This window comes from Desulfomonile tiedjei DSM 6799, from assembly GCF_000266945.1.
GTDB lineage: Bacteria > Desulfobacterota > Desulfomonilia > Desulfomonilales > Desulfomonilaceae > Desulfomonile > Desulfomonile tiedjei.
The window spans coordinates 168,762-187,464 of sequence record NC_018025.1; the positions used below are offsets into that span (position 1 = coordinate 168,762).

Below are 18,703 nucleotides of genomic sequence, written 5' to 3' on the forward strand. Positions count from 1 at the left end.
GCCAAATTCTTGAGGGATCACATGGACAATGAACTGAAAAATGTATTATGATAGTCCGTGAACGGGCATCGGAGGCACCATGAAGAAAGCAACCACTATAATCATCACCATCGCAGTCTTTGTTCTTATCGGTTCAGTTATCATCGGATGGTCTGTTTACCAGAAGAAGAAAGATGTTGCCAGTCAACCGAGTTTATACGTAAAAAGCTTCAGTGATGACAATTTTGAAAAAGACGTTGTGGAAGCTTCCAAACGTCAACCCATCCTCGTAGATTTCTATGCCGAATGGTGTTTCCCCTGTCGCATGCTGGACCCCATCATCGAAGAAGTAGCAAAAGAGTTGAATGGTAAGGCAGTCATCGGAAAAGTCAACACCGACAAGAACCTTGTGGCACGTCGATTCGGCATCACGAAGATTCCCGCCATATTCATTATTCGAGATGGAGAAATAAAGAACGCCTTCTACGGAGTGGTTCCCAAAGAAACCATAATCAAAGCACTGGCGGAATTCGGCTCCTGACGAAAATTTTCTTCAGAATCGCAATAATTCGTACCATCAAGCCATACCATCCATAAAGTTTGAGCAGGCTTTTTCACGCTTGGACTGCGCATTGAGAATGCATCTTTATGCCGATTCGCTTTTTTTTTCATAACATGGGAGGCTGGAAGTATTCTTCGCCCCGGACGACGCAAAGCCGTCTAATCACTCCGCTCAGAACACCCCAACCTTCGCCATATTATGTGCACAACTGCGAAATGGAATCAGAGCCTTCGTCGTAAGATTCTCACGAACTCCTCTCCAAATTTGGACAGCTTCTCTCGATCTTCCTTTTTAGTGGGCCTATCATTCTCTTCCCGAAATCGTATGAACAGTTGACCCGGTGATCCGGTGGAATTACTATTCGTCGCGGATTGAAATCTTCCACGCCCGGGGCAATCATTTATGAGATACATTTTCGCTCAGCATGACCGATCATTCCACATTAAGACTATTCGAGAAGGAATAGCGGAATTTCGCGATACCGGTAAGGCCGATCCCGGTAATTTTCTCATGCATCCGCTGTACGATGCAGTACTCAGACAGCTTGCGGATCACTTTCTGGGCCATTGGAAGGACAGCATTGCGCTTCTTGGACTCGGAGGGTACGGCCGCAAAGAAATGAGCCCCTTTTCGGATATCGATCTGCTCTTTCTCAGGCCGGAGGATGCTTCCGAAGGCATTTATCGGGGAATCAGAAGCTTGCTGTATCTCCTTTGGGATGCTCGGGTGGAACTCGGCCACTCCGTGAGGACGATAGACGAGTGCAAACACGAGGCGGACAAAGATTTGGCGGTCCTGACCTCTCTTCTGGATATGCGATTCGTCTGGGGTGACGAAAAGATTTTCCGACAGTTGCTCATCGAACGGGGGGAATTGATCCGGGAGACGGATCCTCTCGAGCTGTACCTCAAGATTGAGGCAGAAATTCTGAAATCATCGAATAAATTCGGTCATACTATTTACGTCCTCGAACCCCACTTGAAAGAAGGTCCGGGTTCATTGCGTTACATGCAACTGATAAATTGGTTAAGCAAACTGATTTTCGGTTGTAACAGCATAGACGACCTGGGAATGGCCGGTATCTGCGGCGAAAAAACAGTCCTTGAGGCAAGGGCGGGTCTTACATTTCTGGCTGAAATCCGTACCCGCCTCCACTTTATTGCAGACAGACGAGACGACCGGCTGAAATTCGATTCGCAATCAGTGCTTGCCCGCGATATGGGATTTGTGGATACCCCTGAACGTCAGGCCGTGGAAAGTTTCATGCGGGAATACTATCGTCACGCCTCCAGCATGGACTTTTTCGGGCGGAGAGTCCTCGCCCGTGCTCGACTATTCCTGAGACCCAAAATTGCTATGGAGGAGAAGCGGCTCAAACTGGACGATTCGTTTCACATAGGAGCAGGGGGCATCAATCATGATTTTCCGGAAAACTTCGGAACCGACCCAAAGGATCTGATAAGGGTGTTCCAGAAGGTAGCTGCCACCGGATGCGAGCTGGACATTCGTTTGGTAGATCTCATTCGGCGTCGGCTCGATGCTGTAAACGAAGAATTGCGGCAAGATCCTGAAGCCAACCGGATGTTTCTCGAAATTTTCAGGTCCAGAGGAGCCATTGCCAAAGCCCTTAATGCCATGATGAAGATAGGCTTTCTGGAACGCTTCATTACTGAATTCGCGTGGATTCGCTTTTTGCCGCAGCACGATATTTACCATCAGTACACGGTCGATCTTCACACCATGTCGGTTCTCGAATACATTGATTCATTTGCGCGGAAGACCGGAGATCCTGATGACCATCTCCTGCGTGTCATCAGCTCAAGGCTCGATCATCCGGAAGTTCTCAGTCTTGCGGGGCTTTTCCATGACATCGCCAAGGGTCGGGGTCCGGGTCATGAACTCCGCGGAGAACAGATCGCAGCACCGGTGCTCAGGCGACTTGGATTGCCTGAGCCACACATAGATGAAGTATGCTTTTTGATCCGAAACCACTTGGCAATGACTCACTTGGCTTTCAAAAAAGACTTGCACGATTCCGCGCTCATCGGGCGTTTCGCCGAAAACGTCATGGAACAGCGAAGGTTGGACCTCCTCCTCCTGCTAACCCATGCGGATCTCAGAGCGGTCGGTCCCACTGCGTTCGGTTCCTGGCGCCGCATGTTGCTGGAAGAACTCTACTACAGGACCTTGGATGTTATTGAAGGAGAGGGACTGGAAGGGGAAGATCTGTCGGAATGGATCAGGCAGATAAAAGGAGCAATCCGGGAGATTGTCCCGGTAGACCTGCGTGATGAAAACTTGGAGAAGTTTCTCCAGGAATCGGGATCTCGCTATTTTCTGGATTTTTATCCCGGAGTTATTGCCGGACACTATGCTGCAATGCGAAGATACCTCGATGCCGAAGGAAAAACCGAACTGGATTTTGGAGATGCAATAGCCGAAAAAACCGACCATCGGAGACCGGGCTATAGTGCCATCACCTTACTCACACGAGACAGGCGGGGTTTGTTCTTCAGGATCGCGGGAACCATGTCTGCCAACAGAATCAACATCTTGAGTGCCTGGACGCATTCCATAGGCAGCGTTGCGGTGGCAACTTTTCACGTGAACGATATACCGGAAGGACCGCTGAACGATCCAGCCCGCTGGGAAGGGTTCAAGTCCGATTTCAGAAAGGTCCTGAAAGGCGAGGTGGACGTGGATGAACTCGTCCTCGCACGAAGACGATCGAGGCGACCGTTCGGGACAAGTTCCGTTCCCCGTTTTCCCCTGAAAGTGCAGGTGGACAACGCTGCATCCGACAGGTCCACGATCATTGAAGTGTACGCTCATGACAGGCCGGGCCTGCTGTACGATATCACTCGCAAGCTTACTTCGCTCGGGCTCAACATAAGCCTGACGAAGATCACCACGGAGATCGACCAGGCAGCAGACATCTTCTATGTGCAGGATGAATTCGGAAACAAAATTATGGATTTCGACCGCATGGAGGAGATTAGAAGCAGCCTGAAGAATCATCTCACCAGCATGGAAGAGGAACATTTTTCAGATAAGAAAGAAGCTTTCCGTTAGGAAAATTGAAATTCTACGAAAGATCTTTTCTTTTGCTGCAGCGGACAGACCGGCAATTATTCAGCGGATCTGTGAAGTGTTGGATGTGCTTGGTTGCTGAAGGAACATTCTGCAATTAATGTATGGATTGGCCTCTCTCCTCTCCGCCGAGTGGAGCTTCGATGTAGGGGCATCCCTTGTGGGTGCCCTGTATCTTTGTCCCGAAAGGGACAATGAGAATCGCCCGTAATTTATTGTCGCGGGTGGGAACCAACAGTCGACCCCTTGTATATTACCACCATGAGTATCGAGTTCTGTAAGGCGCTCATACTTCAGGGTCGGCGTTTTTCAAAGTGCCCTGGATTCATTACCACGGGTTCGCGCCCGTGGCTACGATAGTCCGTCCTTTCAGGACGTTAGAAGCTCGGAAGAACTTGACAAAAAGACCCATTGCCAAACTGCTGAGGCAAGGAAACAATCCATTAATATAGAAGATGATTCATTGATGGATTGCTGCGATGCAGGTGCCGTTGATGAGCCCAAAGCGAGAAACGGAACTTCCTGGAGAGAAGACACATGATCCTGACGAAGGATTCGACCTCGACGGAATGCTGGGAAGTCTTGCCAAGTGGTTGCGTATTTTGGGGTTCGATGCGAGATTCCCGTGTAAGAAAGTTGCTCAGGACCGCTATTTCGTGACCACGAACCGCAAGCTGAAGAATCCGCAAGTAATTAAAGTTCGGAATGCAAGCCCCATAGAGCAGTTGAAGCAGATACTCGATCAAACCGGAATAGTTCCAAACTCGAACCTTTTCTTGAGCAGATGTCTTTCCTGCAATGTGCCGGTCCGTGAGATTGCAAAGCATAGAATCAAAGGGAGGGTGCCAGATTCGGTTTTTTCCAGGAATTCGATATTCCATGAATGCCCGTCATGTGGCAAGCTCTACTGGGAAGGAACCCATGCAAGCAGAATAAAAAGAAGATTGGAGGAATCGGGTGTCCTCGCCAAGACGTGAGCATCGCGAATCATCATGAACTGGTTTTTTATTGCCCTGACGTGCGCCTTTTCCACTGCATGCTGCGACGCGCTTTCCAAATATATAATGCGGGACAACGATGAATGGATCACCGGGACAGCAATCCTGGGGATTTCGTTAGTCTTCATGCTGCCTGTCTTCCTGTCATGCGAGTGCAAACCATTCACTCCTGAGGTCGCAGCACTGTTTGCGGTCGTCTTGCCGCTGGAAATTGTAGCGTATTATCTTTTTCTCTCTTCCATACGCATGGCTGCATTATCGCTGACCGTCCCGCTGCTAGCTTTCACACCGGTATTGACCATCGCGAGTTCAGCTTTGATTCTCGGGGAAAAGGTGAGCACGGCAGGAGCTATAGGGATATCACTGGTGACCGTCGGAGCGTACATCCTGAACGGCAACCTGGCGAATCAGAGCTTTTGGGCTCCCATACGCGCGCTTTTCTCACATCCCGGTTCCAGACGGATGTTTCTCGTGGCAGTCATCTGGGCAGTGACATCGAGCTTGGGCAAAAAAGGAGTCCTGCTGTACGATCCAATTCCTTTCAGTTTTCTGTTGGTGGCAGGCGATCTCGTTATTTTTGCTCTAATAGCCGTGTTTCGCGTTCATCGAGGGACCGCGGTTAAACAGATGACAAAAAGCACTTTAGGGTTGCTTTTTACCGCGGGAGTATTTATGGCCGGAGCGGAACTCACGCATTTTGTCGCAGTAAGTATGGCTCCCGTCGCGTACATGATTTCCGTGAAGAGGCTCAGTCTGGTGTTCGGGGTCTTATTGGGGTGGATATTCTTCGGTGAACGAAATGTGGTTTATCGCCTTGCGGGCGCATCCACGATGGTATGTGGAGTGTTCTTCATGTACAGTTCGTGAGTCCCGGTTATAGCGATGGTCTAATGCCATCAGGGATAGTAAAGTAAAAGGTGGATCCCACGCCAGGTTCGGATTCCAACCAGATTCGTCCGCCATGGCGTTCGACGATCTTCTTGACGACTGCCAGTCCTACACCCGTTCCTGTAAACGAATCCGTCCTGTTCAGTTGTTGAAAGATCTCAAAGATTCGATCGAAGTATTCTCTTTCAATACCTATTCCATTGTCTCGGATTGAGAATACCCATTCGTGATCTCTCTTTTCCGCTGAAACATGTATATGCGGTGAATCTTCGCTGCCAAATTTTACAGCGTTTCCGATAAGATTTTGAAAGACTTGCAACAATTGGGTGGAGTCTCCCAAAATTGTGGGCAATTCATCCCACGTAACCTTCGTTCCCTTCTCTTCGATGAGCTTTTCCAGGTTGCGGACAGACTGATTTTGAACTTCTTGAAGATCCACCTTCTTGAAAGAGTCTCTTCTCGTTCCAATACGAGAATACTCCAAGAGGTCTCGTATGAGTGCCTGCATTTTTTTTGCCTGCTCCACCGCAAAGTAGATCAACAGATCGGAATGGTCGGTAGGTCTGCCCTCATACTCCTTCTCAAGCATCTGTAGAGCGTTCGCTACCGATCGCATAGGTTCCTGTAGATCATGTGAAGCTATGTAAGCGAATTGTTCGAGATCTTTGTTTGACCTGATCAAGTCTGACTCACTTGCCAACAAAGCTCTTTCGACCCGTTTTCGTTCTTCAATCTCCTGCATCAATTCAGCAGTACGTTCCTGCACCCTTCTTTCAAGTTCTCGATTCAGTTCTCGTATTTCGTCCTGTGCCTTTTTTCGCTCGGTGATATCTTCAACGGTCCCCACAGTCCTCATGGGACGACCTTGATCGTCCCATGAAGAATGACCATGTAATCTGAGCCACTTGATGCTTCCATCTTTTGTGATGACTCTACATTCGGCTTCCGCGGTATTGCGATCGTTATGATGAGCCAAAATTTTGCGCAATATGTCGCTTATGTCGTCAGGATGGATAAATTTCTCGATAACGAGTGAGAAGGTCGGCTCAAACTCATCAAGTTCATACCCGAGTTGGGCGAAAATACCTGGTGACCAAAACATTTTGCCGGTGGGAACATTCCAATCCACTATGCCGACTCGTGTTCCCTCAATTGCCAAAGAAAAGCGTTGCTCACTTTGACGAAGTGCTTCCTCGACTCGTTTACGTTCTGTAATGTCCTGAACTACTCCATAGGTCTTGATAGTCCGGCCCGCATTGTCCTTAACAATGAAGACTCTGACTGCGATATAACCGATCTCTCCGTTTGCATACAGCATGCGATGTTCATATTGGCGGCTGAACGAAGGATCGTAGGTCTGAATAGCCTCTTGAATTGCATCGGCCACCATGAACCTGTCATCAGCAAGGACGAACTGTTGTGCGTAATCGCCTGACGACATCGTGTAACCACCCACCTGTTCGGCCGTTGTACGAAAAATTTTGTAAAAGTGATCGTTGAAGGTAAAAAGATCCTTCATCACATCGTATTCCCAATGTCCAAGATGGGCCATCAGCACTGCGTTAGAAAGCTGTGCTTCACTCGTGCGAAGGGCTTGTTCCGCTCTCTTCCGCTCAGTAAGATCTATGACGACACTCGTCAAACCTGCTGTGATATTGTTGCTGATTGTTGCGCAGGAATGAATGAAAGCCGGAAATTCGGTCAAATCCTTTCTAATACACGTGTATTCCGTCCCTCCCAGGTTTTCCTGATTCAGGATTCTGGCTATGTTTTCACGTGCTTTGGCTCTGTCTCCCGGTGTAATGACATCAAGGACATTGATTCCACGGCTGAGGTCCTCTCTGGTGCAACCGAAGACCTCGAGTGCTCTGTGGCTCGCAAATGTTACCGTTCCGCCCACATCACATTGGACTACCGGTTCAGGCAATAATTCAGCAAGTTCCCTGAACCTTCTCTCACTTTCCCGGAGAGCCTTCTCTGCATTTTTACGTTCCGTGACATCAATACCCATATGAAACTTTGCAGCACGCCCGTCAGTCCACTTGATAATTCTGTCAGTTGCAAGATAATTCCGCTTTGTTGTCGGATTGTGATAATCCCACCGATAAGGCTTCCCCTCCAACATGCGCACGATGTGGGTGGTGCAGTGATCGCAAGGCTCGTTCAAACCGTGAAGCTCTTTGTAACAAACACCGCCAACGACTTCTTTTCCCCGCCGGTCCCTAACGAACCTGTTTGCATATAAAATTTCGTACGTTTGCAGATCTATAACCGATATCACTTCATCAATGCTGTCAAAAATGGCGAGAAGTTGCTCTCTTTCCAGTCTTAAGGATTCTTCGATCCTTGTGCGTTCGGCAATTTCCAGGCAGAGCTTTTCATTGACTTCACGCAGGGCAGTCGTACGTTCCTCGATACGCTTCTCAAGCTCATCATGTGCCTTCTGCAGGTTTTCTTCCAACTGCTTCTGTTCGGTGATATCCGCCAGGAGATTGAGTCCTGCCGGTCTTTCTTTCCAGGAGATTGTTGAAGTGTTGTTCTGAACCCACTTCACTATTCCGGCCTTGGTAAGAATTCTAAACTGACAGCTTTTCTTATCGAGTTCACCCTTCATTCTTTGCATGTGACAATGCTCTACTCGATCGCGATCGTCCGGGTGAATGATAAACCTGAAAGGCATGGAAAGGAGTTCTTGCTCCGAATAGCCGCTCATATGCGTGGCCTTGGAATTGGTCCATCTGATCGTCCCTTCCTGTGTGACCATAACGGCTTGGTCAGCGGCTTCAAACATCATACGGTATATTTTCTCGGATTCTTCCAATTCGGCGATCTTGCGGTGCAGTGCGTTCAGCTCTCTCTGTATTTCATATTCGTTCATGGTGTTTTCCTCGATAAGGCAGAACTCACTCGAGAGAACAAAGCGCTCATGCAAGGCGAGAAAATTGATATATTTAAATATCATGTTATCACGGAATATGAGAGTCAAAAAATTCGAAAGTAATATTTTAGCGGCTTCACACCTGAGTAGGAACAATTATGGAAATCATGTTAAAACAAGATAAATAGTAGTTCAAATCCTTGTTACTTGCGGTCTTGGCACGAAAGCACATGATTTGCATTCAGCATTTTCGGGTTTTCCTCGAACCATCGCACCATCAATCGAAAACCCTGCTCAAACGAGTATTTGGGGTGCCATCCGAGCTCATCGCGGATTTTTCTGTTATCCGCAACCCAAGTGCTTGTGTCCCAGATGCGGCTTTCCATTGAACCCCATTGCGGTTCACCGGGTATATCGAGAACATCGCGGGCAATCTTAACCACTTCGCTCAATTTCGTCTCTCTGCCCGTGCCGACGTTATAAATCGCACCGAACTCTCTGCCCGAAGTCTGTGCGACTAAAATGTATGCATGCACTACATCGTCAATGTACACGTAATCTCGAGCGGTTTCGGGATTCACCAGGGGAGGAAACTTTTTCTCCAGCCCGCAGCGTATCAGGGTGGGCATAAGGCGTTTCGGTTCTTCATAAGGTCCGTACGCGGAATAGAGCCGCAGTGTCGGGATGCGAACCTCTTTGCTCTCTGCGGTGTATCGGCAAAACATGGTGGCGGACACTTTGGATACGGCATAGTAGCTGTTCGGCTCAGGCAGGTCACCTTCCGAGGGAGCATGATCTTTGAAGCCGTATTCCGACGAAGAGCCCGTATTCACTAACACTTCGAATCCGGTTTCGAGACAGGCCTGAACGAGATTTGCCGTTCCCAGGAGGTTCGTTTCGAAGGTCTGCTGAATATTGGTCTGAAAAGAATAGGCTCCGTACGCGGCGAGATGAAATATCCATTCAGGTCTGATTTGCTTGACTGCCCGGAACAGTAAGTCGGCATCTCTCAGATCGGCACGTGTGACGCTCACGTGTTTTCGGATATCCTGCAATCGCCAATCCAAGTGGTGCTCACGGAGTAGCAGGTGTACTTCATGACCTGACGCGAGCAAAGTCCTGGCGAGATTGGCACCGACAAATCCGGAAGCTCCTGTGATGAGAATTCTTCTCATGGCTGCTGTTTCGCGTATCCAGGAAAGGTGTTGGGAGAAAACGGAAACGTCCATACAAAGCAGTAATATCCGGGAACCTTCTTCTGCAAATGATTATGTCGTTAGCTCAGGTCCGAATTGAAGCATCGGGTTTATGAACTGACATCGGGTTTTGGTATTGCGGGCACCGCGACGGTAGGGGCAGGCCTCGTGCCTGCCCGCCCGGAATGACCGGCACGGAGGCCGGTCGCTACCGGGGCACCCACAAGGGATGACCCTACCTGATCCGTCGGACCAGGAAGAAGCATCACTAGAATTTTTGACCAACTCTCAGCTCAACTAAGGACATAATCCATTTGCGAAAGATGTTCTCCGAAATCTTCCGCTTTGAAGCGCAAGGGCACTAGTCCAAGAATTTTGAATATTCCAATATTGCCGGATAGGGGCCTGCCCACGTTCGGATCCGATCGATTTCTTCCGCGCTCAGTTCTTCTGCCGTAGCCCTGTTCACCTGGGGAGAAGCTTTTCTGATGGTTCCCCACGGGTAGACTTCTTCCAGAGTATTTCCGTTCCACGTGGGCTGTTCCAGGCTGGTTGCGGCCTTTAATCCGATCTTGTTACAAATATTTCCAAGAATCTTCGCGGGATTTTCGATTACGTCTTCGTACCTGACGATAAAGAACCTGTCCGGAAACAGACTTTTGAACACAAGCGCATGGTACTGAGTAACCGTCCAAGCAGTAATATACTTGAACAGCGGCATAGGCACAGGGCGTTTCTTGGTGTCAGCGTACGCCGACCAGGGATTGCGGACCACGTGCACCACAATTCCCTCGGGCACGTCCCTCAGGATCTTTTCGGCATCTACCGCAATGATCGGGCTGTACCCCACGTACACCTGTTCCTCGCCGGAACGAGAATAGTCCTTCCATGCTTCAAACGTAGCCCGGAAGAATGCCGCCATATTTCCACCCGTCGACCGGGGGTGACCGCTCACATTCCTGACGAACAGCTCACATCGCTCATCATCGCTCATGGCAAACGCCATATGACGAAACTTGCTTACTTTTGGAGTCCGCGCCCGAACTTTGCATTCTTCATCAATAATTGAGCGATAATCCTGTACCGGCGAGGCTTCCAGGTCGAACACCGGCCACCGGTACTTTACCGGGAACATGGACGTGAGATGATCGTGTACCAGATGAGTTCCAACCTGGGATTCAAAGGGATACACGTACATTTGCGGATGGCCGTCCAGGAATCGGTGAACAGTGTTCCCTCCGTTTTCATACATGGCAGATAGCATAAGAAGCCGAAAATCCATTAATCCTCCTGAGTTCCGGATGTCCGAAAGGAATAAAACAATAATCTTTCTTCCTTTTCCGAAAGCGGCTTGAACGGCCGGAACGGAAATCCCGTTGTAAAATCGGAAGGAAGCCATTCTACTGCAAAAATTTGACTCCCAAAAGGCCAGACAATGCTTCCCACGGTCTCGCCCGTCTGGATGTTAACAGCGTGAACACCGCATAAAGCAACGGCAGGATCGAGGCCGGGAGCATAGTTCGTAAACCGTGACAATACCTTGGAAATTCCCACGAACGCGATCTCGTCGCAGAAACAAAGGCCGCGAGTCCATCCGGGCAGGCGGCTCACGGTTTGGAATCGGGACTCCTCAATGAACCCCAGCTCTCCGTAACCGCTGTTATCCACCCAGATTTTCCCGACATGCATGCGGGCCGAATGGGGCCGAGTCAATCCTCGTGCAATCGGCTCTCTGGTATCACCGGATATGATGACCCCCCGCCGGTCCACTGGAAAATCCGGATTTCCGGGTCTGCGTTCGGTTATTTCATCGGTCGATGCAGAGAAAAAAGAGTTCGGCACGGTATCCCCTGCTGCGATGGAATTCAACTGCAGATGATTTTGACCGAATACCGGCCCATGTGGTGTCTCAATACACTTCGGCCACCAGACGCGCCGCGAACCAGTCGGAGAAATTTCGATAATTGCATTTTCTCCCACCGCGTTCGCATGAAGCACTCCTCCAATGATTGCCAGATCGTGCACGTACAAGCATCCCGGAAGAAACCGTGACTGCACGGGTACAAGAAATCGGTTCTCCGTTAGATCCGTTTCCACGTCAAGTCGCGGAATCCTCCCCTGAACCGGCATGAGGTCGAAGATCTGATTCGGGTTGCGAGTTGCCGCCACATGCACAACGCCACTCTCGCGGTTCACTGCTATTCCGGATGGATGCGGCAACCTCATCATGGAGATATCCGGGCCGGTCTCGTCATCCATACGCAGCGCGAGCAGCAGGTGTTCGTACTCACGACTAACGAAAAGGGTAATCCCCAGCTCACCGAGGACTTCCCACCATCTTCCGTTTACTCGGAATTCCAGGAGTTCCGGCTTTACATCACGAGCGCTTTGCCAGCACGCAAGCACTTCGGCAGGATCACGAAATGCGCGATCGTGCATCGTCTCCAGTACTGCACTCTGGAGAGCTTCAGTCATCGTTCGTCGGTCTTTCGAAGTACACGCGCGTCAGTGTGCAGACGCATCTTCAATGCGCCCCAATACATCTTGAGCGCGGAAGAATAATTGGTGGTCGATTCGCCTCCATGACGGGTGGTCGATACTATGGGAAGCTCGAGAATCTGAATTCCGAGACTGCTGCATTTCGCCACAAGTTCCAGATCGATAAGATCGCCGTCTTCTCTCAGGTCTAATTGTTTGAGGAATTCTCGGGGAATCGCTTTAGGGGTGCCGTTTACGTCCCAGACAGGCAGATCGAACAGCATTCTGCATTCAAAGTTGTACAGAACCGAGCCGATCTTTCGCATCAGTGGATAGCGCAATTTTCTATTCGCTTTGATCACCATTCCCGGATTCGCCAGAGCAACCATCAGATGGAGCGCCAGCGTATACGGGCTCGTACGAGCGGAATTGGTATAGCACACAATATTACCGCTCGCTGCATGCAATCCTGTCCGGACCGCACGGCCCCAGCCGGGTTCCGTATCGTGCAGAACCTGCACCTCAGGATAAGTCTCCTGGAGTTCTCTGCAACGATCCAGCGAAGCATCGCGACTGGCATTGACTACCAGAATCAACTCCACCGGATGCTTGAGATTTCGTAAAACCTCTACATATCCCCGGACGATCTTCTCGATATGATCCGCCTGATTGTACACGGGGAGAACAACGGAAATCTCCGACTCAGGCATCGTGGACTCCAAGAGCTTTGAGAGCGGTTGCGCAGATTCCTTGTCCTGTCAATCCGTTCGCCTCGCGGAGATATCGTTCGCCACCGAAATACGATCCTGGTGACGTGCCGACTGCACATCGAAGCACTCTGCAGGATGCTCCAATACCGGCAGCTATCTCACAGACCATGGAACCCAGCCCACCTTCCGGATAATGCTCTTCTACGGTAAGTGCGACGGGGAATTTGCCGATGAGTGATTGAATGTCGTCCCATGGAGGGGGTTGAAGAGAAGATACCAGTGCGACCGTCGTTTCAATCCCCCGATTTCCAAGCAGTCGAGCAGCCAGGACGGCTTCTGAGGACAAAGCTCCGAGCGTAATAATGAGGAGGTCGTCGCCTTCCTGCAAGATCTCGGTTCGACCGAGACGGAATCGTCCGTCCAAACGCGGAAGCTCGTAATCGTCCCGTTTTCCGAAGCGATAGTAAATGGGCCCCGGAAGCTGGTATGTGTCTGCGAGTGCGGCAGCAGCCTGTCGGTGATCTCCCGGAGCAATGACCGTCAGTCCCGGTTGAACTCGAGCCAAAGCCAAATCCTCCAGCGCATGATGAGTGATTCCAGCGTGGCCGTATTCGAAACCCCCTCCCACTCCAACAATGCGAACAGGCAATTCATGGAGAACCGGGCCGTTTCTGATCTGCTCGTACCCCCTCATGGATGCGAACGTGGCAATGGAATAGATGAAGGGAATGAATCCCGATGCTGCGAGTCCTGTGGCAAGGCCCACCATATTCGCTTCCGCGACACCCACGTTAAAGAAACGATCGGGATGAGATTCCGAGAATTCTTCAAGCACCATGAATCCGAGATCGGCCGTCATAAGCACAATTCGGGGATCTTTGTGCGCCAACTCGGTCAGAGTATGTGCAAATGCGCGCCTCATGAGAAGGAAGCCTCTTCAATTTCACCTAGAGCTTGCAGGTACTGTTCGTCCGAAAGCGGCAGATAATGCCATGCCACCTTACCTTCCATAAAGGATACACCTTTACCGCACACTGTCTTGCAAATGACAACCTTGGGTTTGCCCAGTGCAGTATCCAGGCTGGCAAAAACCTCTCTGAGACAAGTCGTGTCATGGCCGTCTGTCACATGAACTTCCCAGCCGAAAGCATCCCATTTTTCAGCGAGCGGCTGCAGATCCAGCACATCTTTCGTCTTACCGAGCGCTTGCTGCCCGTTATCGTCAACAATCGCAACAAGGTTCGAGAGCTTCTGGTGTGCTGCAAACATGACCGTTTCCCACAGCGCTCCTTCATTGCATTCAGCGTCGCTCACAAGAACGAAGGTTCGATAATCGAAACGTTTCATGCGCGCGGCCAAAGCTGTTCCAGCTCCGATGCTCAATCCGTGTCCCAGCGATCCGGTGGAAAAATCGATACCTCGAAGACGATGTTCTGGATGAACGCCCAACATACTGCCGTCTTTGCAGTACGTTTGAATCTGGCCCTCAGTGAGAACACCTTCAAGATGAAGAGCGGCATACAAAGCGAGCGCGGCGTGACCTTTGGAAAGAATGAACCGGTCTCGTAACGGATCGTCCGTGCCGATAAGGCGCAGCTCGTTTCCGAAGAGCACAGCGATAATATCTGCTATGGAGAGGGCAGAGCCTATGTGCCCTACATTGGCTCTCTTGGATTCTTCAATAATTATCTTCCGTATCTGCTTCGCTGTTGATACGAGACCGCCTTCCGCCACAATATGAGCTGCCGGTTGATTCACTTTATCTCGATCTTTCGCAGGACTTTCCACTGAGAGGAACTTTCAAGGCATCTACTTGGGTTTGACTTGTTGGCACTCGGAAATCATTGCCGACGAAGATTATCTGACCGGAGCGCCTCAGTCAAGTTCGTTGCTCGATTCCTCAGAAGAAGACCTGGCAAACCATCAAGATCTGTTTTCTCTCAATTTTTCTTACTTAATCTTGTGAGACTCTGCATTGCCAAAAAAAATCATGCATCTACGTTATTGCGGTTGTGATGATTTCGTGGTAGAGACTCAGCAGAACCTCGAGAAAGGAGCGTACTCCATGCTGAAAAAAACCCTGGCAATTTTGGGAGTTCTCGCGTTTGTGCTGGTCTCTTCACTGGGATTTGCTGCCGAGAAAAAATGGTATGTTACGAAAGACAAGAATAATGTCTGTTATGTCAAGCAGGTAGCCAATCCGAAAAATCCTGTAGCAGGTCCTTTTGACAAAAAGGCCGACGCCCAGAAAGCCAAAACAGAGAAATGCCCTAAGAAATCCAAATCTTAGTTCATGCTGAGAATTCTGTACCGGTTTAAAGATAGCCAAGATCGATCAGGCGTTTCTTTACGATTTCTTCTTCTTCAGAAGTAAACCCCTCCTGCCGAAAATTCGTGTTCGCCATGGAGGGGATTTTCTTACTATGGCAGTTCGATGTGCCCGGATTCGGGAATGCTATCGGCTTGCCTCCGACACCGTCAGGGACCGGGAGCCCGAGTTCTCCCAGTATTGTGGGGGTAACATCCAGGCACGAGATGTCGTCCACAGTTTCATCCACTACCCTGCCATTTCTCAGATCACTCATGCGGGTCCGAATGAAGATTCCGTGAAAATCGTGATTAGCTGCATCCATACCGCTGATGTTGCGTTTGCGCAGCAGTGTGTTGCTTCCCACAGTTCCTATGGATCGTAGCCCCAAATCGTCAAAGTACACCATTAGATCAGGCGGAAAATTCCGGCAATCCCGGTAGATTTCCCCTGGTTTGAGCACCCGATTGCGTATGTTCATGCCATTCCCGTTGCAGCAGCACTGTAAGACGCTACAGAGTTCATTGCGTACCGCATTGTACTCATGGGGCTCAACAATTCCGTACGGTTCTCGATCCTTTACATTCATGAAAACCCGGGCGTAATAGCCTCCTTCACTCCATGCCCGCGTCTGCGACCAGTCTATTAAATCCGGAGTAAGAGGAACTTCCTCACTTGGGTATTCTTTGAGCTTCAGGAAGCCGTTTTGGATCAACCATTCATTCACGCAAAAGCCACCTACCGCGCTCCTGGCACCATGATCGGATACGACCAGGACTGTAGTTTCATCGTCAAACCTCAACAGGAGACGGGCTATCCATTGATCCAGGAATCGATAAAAATCGGGAATGACTGTTTCGTAAGGATTACCGGGTACATAATCCCCATGGTCCGGAGCACAATATCCCCAGAAAGCATGATGAAGCCTGTCCAGACCGATCTCAACCATCATGAAGAAATTCCACGGTTGTGTGGAGATGAGATGTTCGACGACTTTGAAACGGCGTTCGACCATGGTGTAGATATTCTTGAGCAAGGCGCTTTTTTCTAATACTCGGAAATTGTTCACATCGATCATGTACTCGCCTTGAGCCAATCTATCCAGTTCCTCGAAAAACTCATCAGGATACGTGATCCGAGATCCGTCAGGTGCGAGAAAGTCTGCGACCGTAATTCCGTTGTGCGGTTTGGGCGGATACGTCTGGGGAATTCCCACGAGAATTGAGGAATACCCCGCTTCTTCAAGATAATCCCACACCCTGGGCACTGTAACGTGAGAACCGTTCACCGTTACCAAGCTGTCGTAGCCGTACCCGATTCGATTTCTGAACCCGTACAGCCCCAGTTCCCCGGGGTCTTTTCCCGTAGTCATGGTAGTCCAGGCGGGAACCGTTATGGGCGGATCGGTAGAGCGCATTTTTCCCGAAATTCCATGCTTCACGAGAGATTGCAGAACCGGCAGATCGGGGCGTCCAAAGACCATAGACGGCGGGGCGCAGTCCAGACCTATGACAGCTACCTTGGGTTGCGATGGTCTCGACACCGGAATTCGGGGCGTATGCCGCTTCAAGTCGGGGAATCGAATCGGCAAATAGTTCAGAATCTGCCGTAAAGCGTCTTGCGGAGAGACCTGGCCGGTACGAACGACGAAATCCGGATTCTCAGGAACTTCGAATGGGGAAGAAATGCCCGTAAATTCTGGAATTTCCCCTTTTCTGGCCCGGCTGTAGAGATTCTTGCAGTCACGGCTCTCACAAACTGCCAGAGGACAATCGAGAAATATCTCAGCATATTCTTCATGACGAAAGAGGCCCCGCACTGCTGCACGGAGGCTCCGAAACGGAGTGATAAATGCCGCGAGAACAATGTAGTTGGTTTCACACAACATCTTCGCGACTTCTGCTGCTCGTCGAATGTTTTCAGCTCTATCCGCGGACGAAAACCCGAGATCTCTATTCAGACCTTTCCTCAGGGAATCTCCGTCCAAAATGGTAACCGATAAACACTCAGACTCAAGAGCTTCCTTTACCATTCTCGCCAATGTAGATTTTCCGGAACCGGAAAGTCCCGTAAACCAAATAACTTTTCCCATATGCGTTTGCACGTGCTTTTCGGCCTTTCTCAAATGAGTCGGACTACTATATCATACGACACAGTTCGGGGAACTTTCGACAATCACCCTGAACGAGACCGACACAGGAGGATTTTATGCCGCATTCTGACTACATAGCGGTGTTTTCGTCGGACTGGAGCGAATGTCTTTCGCCAAACGGCCCGTTTGATCCTATTGCGTTTAACTATCCTGAATACGAAGAGTCACTCAAGAGAATTTTCCGGGAGTACACAGGGAATCGCATCTCTCTGAAGCAAGCGGTGCAGGAAATAGAAGCGCTTTTGCCTGAAAAATTCACGAGCGATCGGATGGACGCATATCTTGACGCACATTTCGAGACGTACTATAGGGTTCCCGAGCTGATCGAATGGTGCTTGTCACGGGGAATTCTGTTCATGATCAATACTACGGGTACTCAGGGCTACTTTCAGCGCGCATTCGCCAAGAATCTGCTCCCGAGAGTTCCCGTTGTCGCTGCCAACCCGTTCATCAGTTTCCCGGGCAATGATGAGGGAATCGATTTCACACATCATGTCCAGGAGATTGATGACAAGGCCAAGAATACTCGACTGGTAATGGAATCGCTCGGTTTTCCGGCAAATAGGCTCATCATTATGGGGGATAGCGGCGGCGACGGCCCGCACTTCGAATGGGGAGCATCCGTAGGAGCGTACCTCATCGGCAGCATGACGAAATCATCGCTTTCGGAATATTGTCGCACCCGAGGGATAAGAATTAACAAGAAGTTCGGCTTGAGCTACGCGTCCGGTGAAAGCCGCAATGTGGACCTGGAACTCCAGGCCAATTTCATGGACTTGATGATTCTCATAGAAGATATTTTCGATATATGATTTTAGATCGGGGAGAGAACGGATTACAAAAAGGCTCCACATGTCCGAACCAGTCCAGGAGAAGGAATGAGAAGAGCGTTCGTTTTGTTGATTCTGGTTGTTGCATTTCCTGCGTACGCGGGAGAATTCGGGATACCCGAAAACATCCTGAACGATTACCGGGCCGTTCGCCATGAAAGCGTCTACACCAAGGTCCCCACAACGGGAAAGCTCGTCTCCATAAAAATCACCGACAGCGGACGAGTCTTCTATGTCTGCAGAGAAAAGACCGGATATGTGATTTACAGCCTGGAAATTCGTCCCATAGCCGGCTTTGAAGAAAAGGTGCGCGAGGAGTTGAAGAATTCCGGCCGAAACTGGAATGCGGATTATCCGAATGAACTGCTGTACACAAAGGATTTCGCGGACGCTCAAATTCGCCGGAAATTGTCGAAGTATACGGAAGCCGTATGGGTTAGAAACGAAATCGTCGTACCCGAAGCCCCGAGACAGAAGGATCGAGAATAGTAAAGGCCACTAGCGAGGTCACCTGACCACTTCTGCCAGGAGCCATTTCAGAAGACTGCCACTCACAGGCATAGAACATCAACAGATAATTGTCATTGCGAGGAGCGCAGCGATCCCGCGTCTCGCGGGACAATCGACTGGGAAT

General features: G+C 50.0%; 15 protein-coding genes. 7 read left to right on the forward strand and 8 right to left on the reverse strand.

Annotation, left to right across the window (positions count from 1 at the left end; translation table 11 throughout):
- Nucleotides 1-79: 79 nt before the first annotated feature.
- From DESTI_RS29640 to DESTI_RS00715, 4 genes are all read left to right on the forward strand, one after another.
- Nucleotides 80-520, forward strand: a complete 441-nt coding sequence (locus tag DESTI_RS29640; RefSeq protein ID WP_014808044.1) for a thioredoxin family protein — start codon at nt 80-82, stop codon at nt 518-520.
- Nucleotides 521-943: 423 nt separating this feature from the next.
- Nucleotides 944-3,613 carry a [protein-PII] uridylyltransferase gene (gene glnD, locus DESTI_RS00705; protein WP_014808045.1) on the forward strand — a complete coding sequence of 890 codons (2,670 nt, stop codon included), beginning with the start codon at nt 944-946 and terminating at the stop codon, nt 3,611-3,613.
- 512 nt (nt 3,614-4,125) lie between these two features.
- Complete coding sequence (locus DESTI_RS00710) at nt 4,126-4,608, forward strand: Mut7-C RNAse domain-containing protein (RefSeq protein ID WP_157212069.1); 483 nt, start codon at nt 4,126-4,128, stop codon at nt 4,606-4,608.
- Nucleotides 4,609-4,623: 15 nt separating this feature from the next.
- Nucleotides 4,624-5,496, forward strand: coding sequence for a DMT family transporter (locus DESTI_RS00715; RefSeq protein WP_014808047.1), 873 nt, complete (start codon nt 4,624-4,626; stop codon nt 5,494-5,496).
- A 7-nt stretch (nt 5,497-5,503) separates the two neighbouring features.
- On the opposite strand, the gene DESTI_RS28205 is transcribed toward DESTI_RS00715, so the two are convergent.
- From DESTI_RS28205 to DESTI_RS00750, 7 genes are all read right to left on the reverse strand, one after another.
- On the reverse strand, nt 5,504-8,395 hold the full coding sequence (locus DESTI_RS28205) for a PAS domain S-box protein (protein ID WP_014808048.1): 2,892 nt from the start codon (nt 8,393-8,395) through the stop codon (nt 5,504-5,506).
- A 203-nt stretch (nt 8,396-8,598) separates the two neighbouring features.
- Nucleotides 8,599-9,624, reverse strand: a complete 1,026-nt coding sequence (locus tag DESTI_RS00725) for an NAD-dependent epimerase/dehydratase family protein (RefSeq protein WP_014808049.1) — start codon at nt 9,622-9,624, stop codon at nt 8,599-8,601.
- Between the two features lie 328 nt (nt 9,625-9,952).
- Entirely contained in the window at nt 9,953-10,873 is a 921-nt protein-coding gene (locus DESTI_RS00730) for a sulfotransferase (protein ID WP_014808050.1), read from the reverse strand.
- Nucleotides 10,873-12,066, reverse strand: a complete 1,194-nt coding sequence (locus DESTI_RS28210) for a DUF4915 domain-containing protein (RefSeq protein ID WP_014808051.1) — start codon at nt 12,064-12,066, stop codon at nt 10,873-10,875. Before DESTI_RS28210 ends, DESTI_RS00730 begins: the two co-directional genes overlap by 1 nt.
- Nucleotides 12,063-12,779, reverse strand: a complete 717-nt coding sequence (locus DESTI_RS00740; protein WP_014808052.1) for a glycosyltransferase family 2 protein — start codon at nt 12,777-12,779, stop codon at nt 12,063-12,065. The genes DESTI_RS28210 and DESTI_RS00740 overlap by 4 nt, the downstream gene beginning before the upstream one ends.
- Nucleotides 12,772-13,701 (reverse strand): transketolase family protein, encoded by a 930-nt coding sequence (locus DESTI_RS00745; protein WP_014808053.1) that lies wholly within the window; start codon nt 13,699-13,701, stop codon nt 12,772-12,774. The genes DESTI_RS00740 and DESTI_RS00745 overlap by 8 nt, the downstream gene beginning before the upstream one ends.
- Nucleotides 13,698-14,537 carry a transketolase gene (locus DESTI_RS00750; RefSeq protein ID WP_014808054.1) on the reverse strand — a complete coding sequence of 280 codons (840 nt, stop codon included), beginning with the start codon at nt 14,535-14,537 and terminating at the stop codon, nt 13,698-13,700. The genes DESTI_RS00745 and DESTI_RS00750 overlap by 4 nt, the downstream gene beginning before the upstream one ends.
- A 307-nt stretch (nt 14,538-14,844) precedes the next feature.
- On the opposite strand from DESTI_RS00750, the gene DESTI_RS00755 reads away from it, so the two are divergent.
- Complete coding sequence (locus DESTI_RS00755; protein ID WP_014808055.1) at nt 14,845-15,069, forward strand: hypothetical protein; 225 nt, start codon at nt 14,845-14,847, stop codon at nt 15,067-15,069.
- Nucleotides 15,070-15,094: 25 nt separating this feature from the next.
- On the opposite strand, the gene cysC is transcribed toward DESTI_RS00755, so the two are convergent.
- Nucleotides 15,095-17,191, reverse strand: coding sequence for an adenylyl-sulfate kinase (gene cysC, locus DESTI_RS00760; protein ID WP_272913389.1), 2,097 nt, complete (start codon nt 17,189-17,191; stop codon nt 15,095-15,097).
- 104 nt (nt 17,192-17,295) lie between these two features.
- Here cysC and DESTI_RS00765 point away from each other — a divergent pair, with 104 nt between their 5' ends.
- Nucleotides 17,296-18,051, forward strand: coding sequence for an HAD family hydrolase (locus DESTI_RS00765; RefSeq protein WP_014808057.1), 756 nt, complete (start codon nt 17,296-17,298; stop codon nt 18,049-18,051).
- 66 nt (nt 18,052-18,117) lie between these two features.
- Nucleotides 18,118-18,558, forward strand: a complete 441-nt coding sequence (locus tag DESTI_RS00770) for a hypothetical protein (protein ID WP_014808058.1) — start codon at nt 18,118-18,120, stop codon at nt 18,556-18,558.
- The last annotated feature ends 145 nt before the right edge of the window (nt 18,559-18,703 follow it).

Excerpts from the sequence above, each read along its gene's own strand:
- DESTI_RS29640 (WP_014808044.1), top strand. The coding sequence starts at position 80 with ATGAAGAAAGCAACCACTATAATCATCACCATCGCAGTCTTTGTTCTT.
- glnD (WP_014808045.1), top strand. The coding sequence starts at position 944 with ATGAGATACATTTTCGCTCAGCATGACCGATCATTCCACATTAAGACT.
- DESTI_RS00710 (WP_157212069.1), top strand. The coding sequence starts at position 4,126 with ATGAGCCCAAAGCGAGAAACGGAACTTCCTGGAGAGAAGACACATGAT.
- DESTI_RS00715 (WP_014808047.1), top strand. The coding sequence starts at position 4,624 with ATGAACTGGTTTTTTATTGCCCTGACGTGCGCCTTTTCCACTGCATGC.
- DESTI_RS28205 (WP_014808048.1), bottom strand. The coding sequence starts at position 8,395 with ATGAACGAATATGAAATACAGAGAGAGCTGAACGCACTGCACCGCAAG.
- DESTI_RS00725 (WP_014808049.1), bottom strand. The coding sequence starts at position 9,624 with ATGGACGTTTCCGTTTTCTCCCAACACCTTTCCTGGATACGCGAAACA.
- DESTI_RS00730 (WP_014808050.1), bottom strand. The coding sequence starts at position 10,873 with ATGGATTTTCGGCTTCTTATGCTATCTGCCATGTATGAAAACGGAGGG.
- DESTI_RS28210 (WP_014808051.1), bottom strand. The coding sequence starts at position 12,066 with ATGACTGAAGCTCTCCAGAGTGCAGTACTGGAGACGATGCACGATCGC.
- DESTI_RS00740 (WP_014808052.1), bottom strand. The coding sequence starts at position 12,779 with ATGCCTGAGTCGGAGATTTCCGTTGTTCTCCCCGTGTACAATCAGGCG.
- DESTI_RS00745 (WP_014808053.1), bottom strand. The coding sequence starts at position 13,701 with ATGAGGCGCGCATTTGCACATACTCTGACCGAGTTGGCGCACAAAGAT.
- DESTI_RS00755 (WP_014808055.1), top strand. The coding sequence starts at position 14,845 with ATGCTGAAAAAAACCCTGGCAATTTTGGGAGTTCTCGCGTTTGTGCTG.
- DESTI_RS00765 (WP_014808057.1), top strand. The coding sequence starts at position 17,296 with ATGCCGCATTCTGACTACATAGCGGTGTTTTCGTCGGACTGGAGCGAA.
- DESTI_RS00770 (WP_014808058.1), top strand. The coding sequence starts at position 18,118 with ATGAGAAGAGCGTTCGTTTTGTTGATTCTGGTTGTTGCATTTCCTGCG.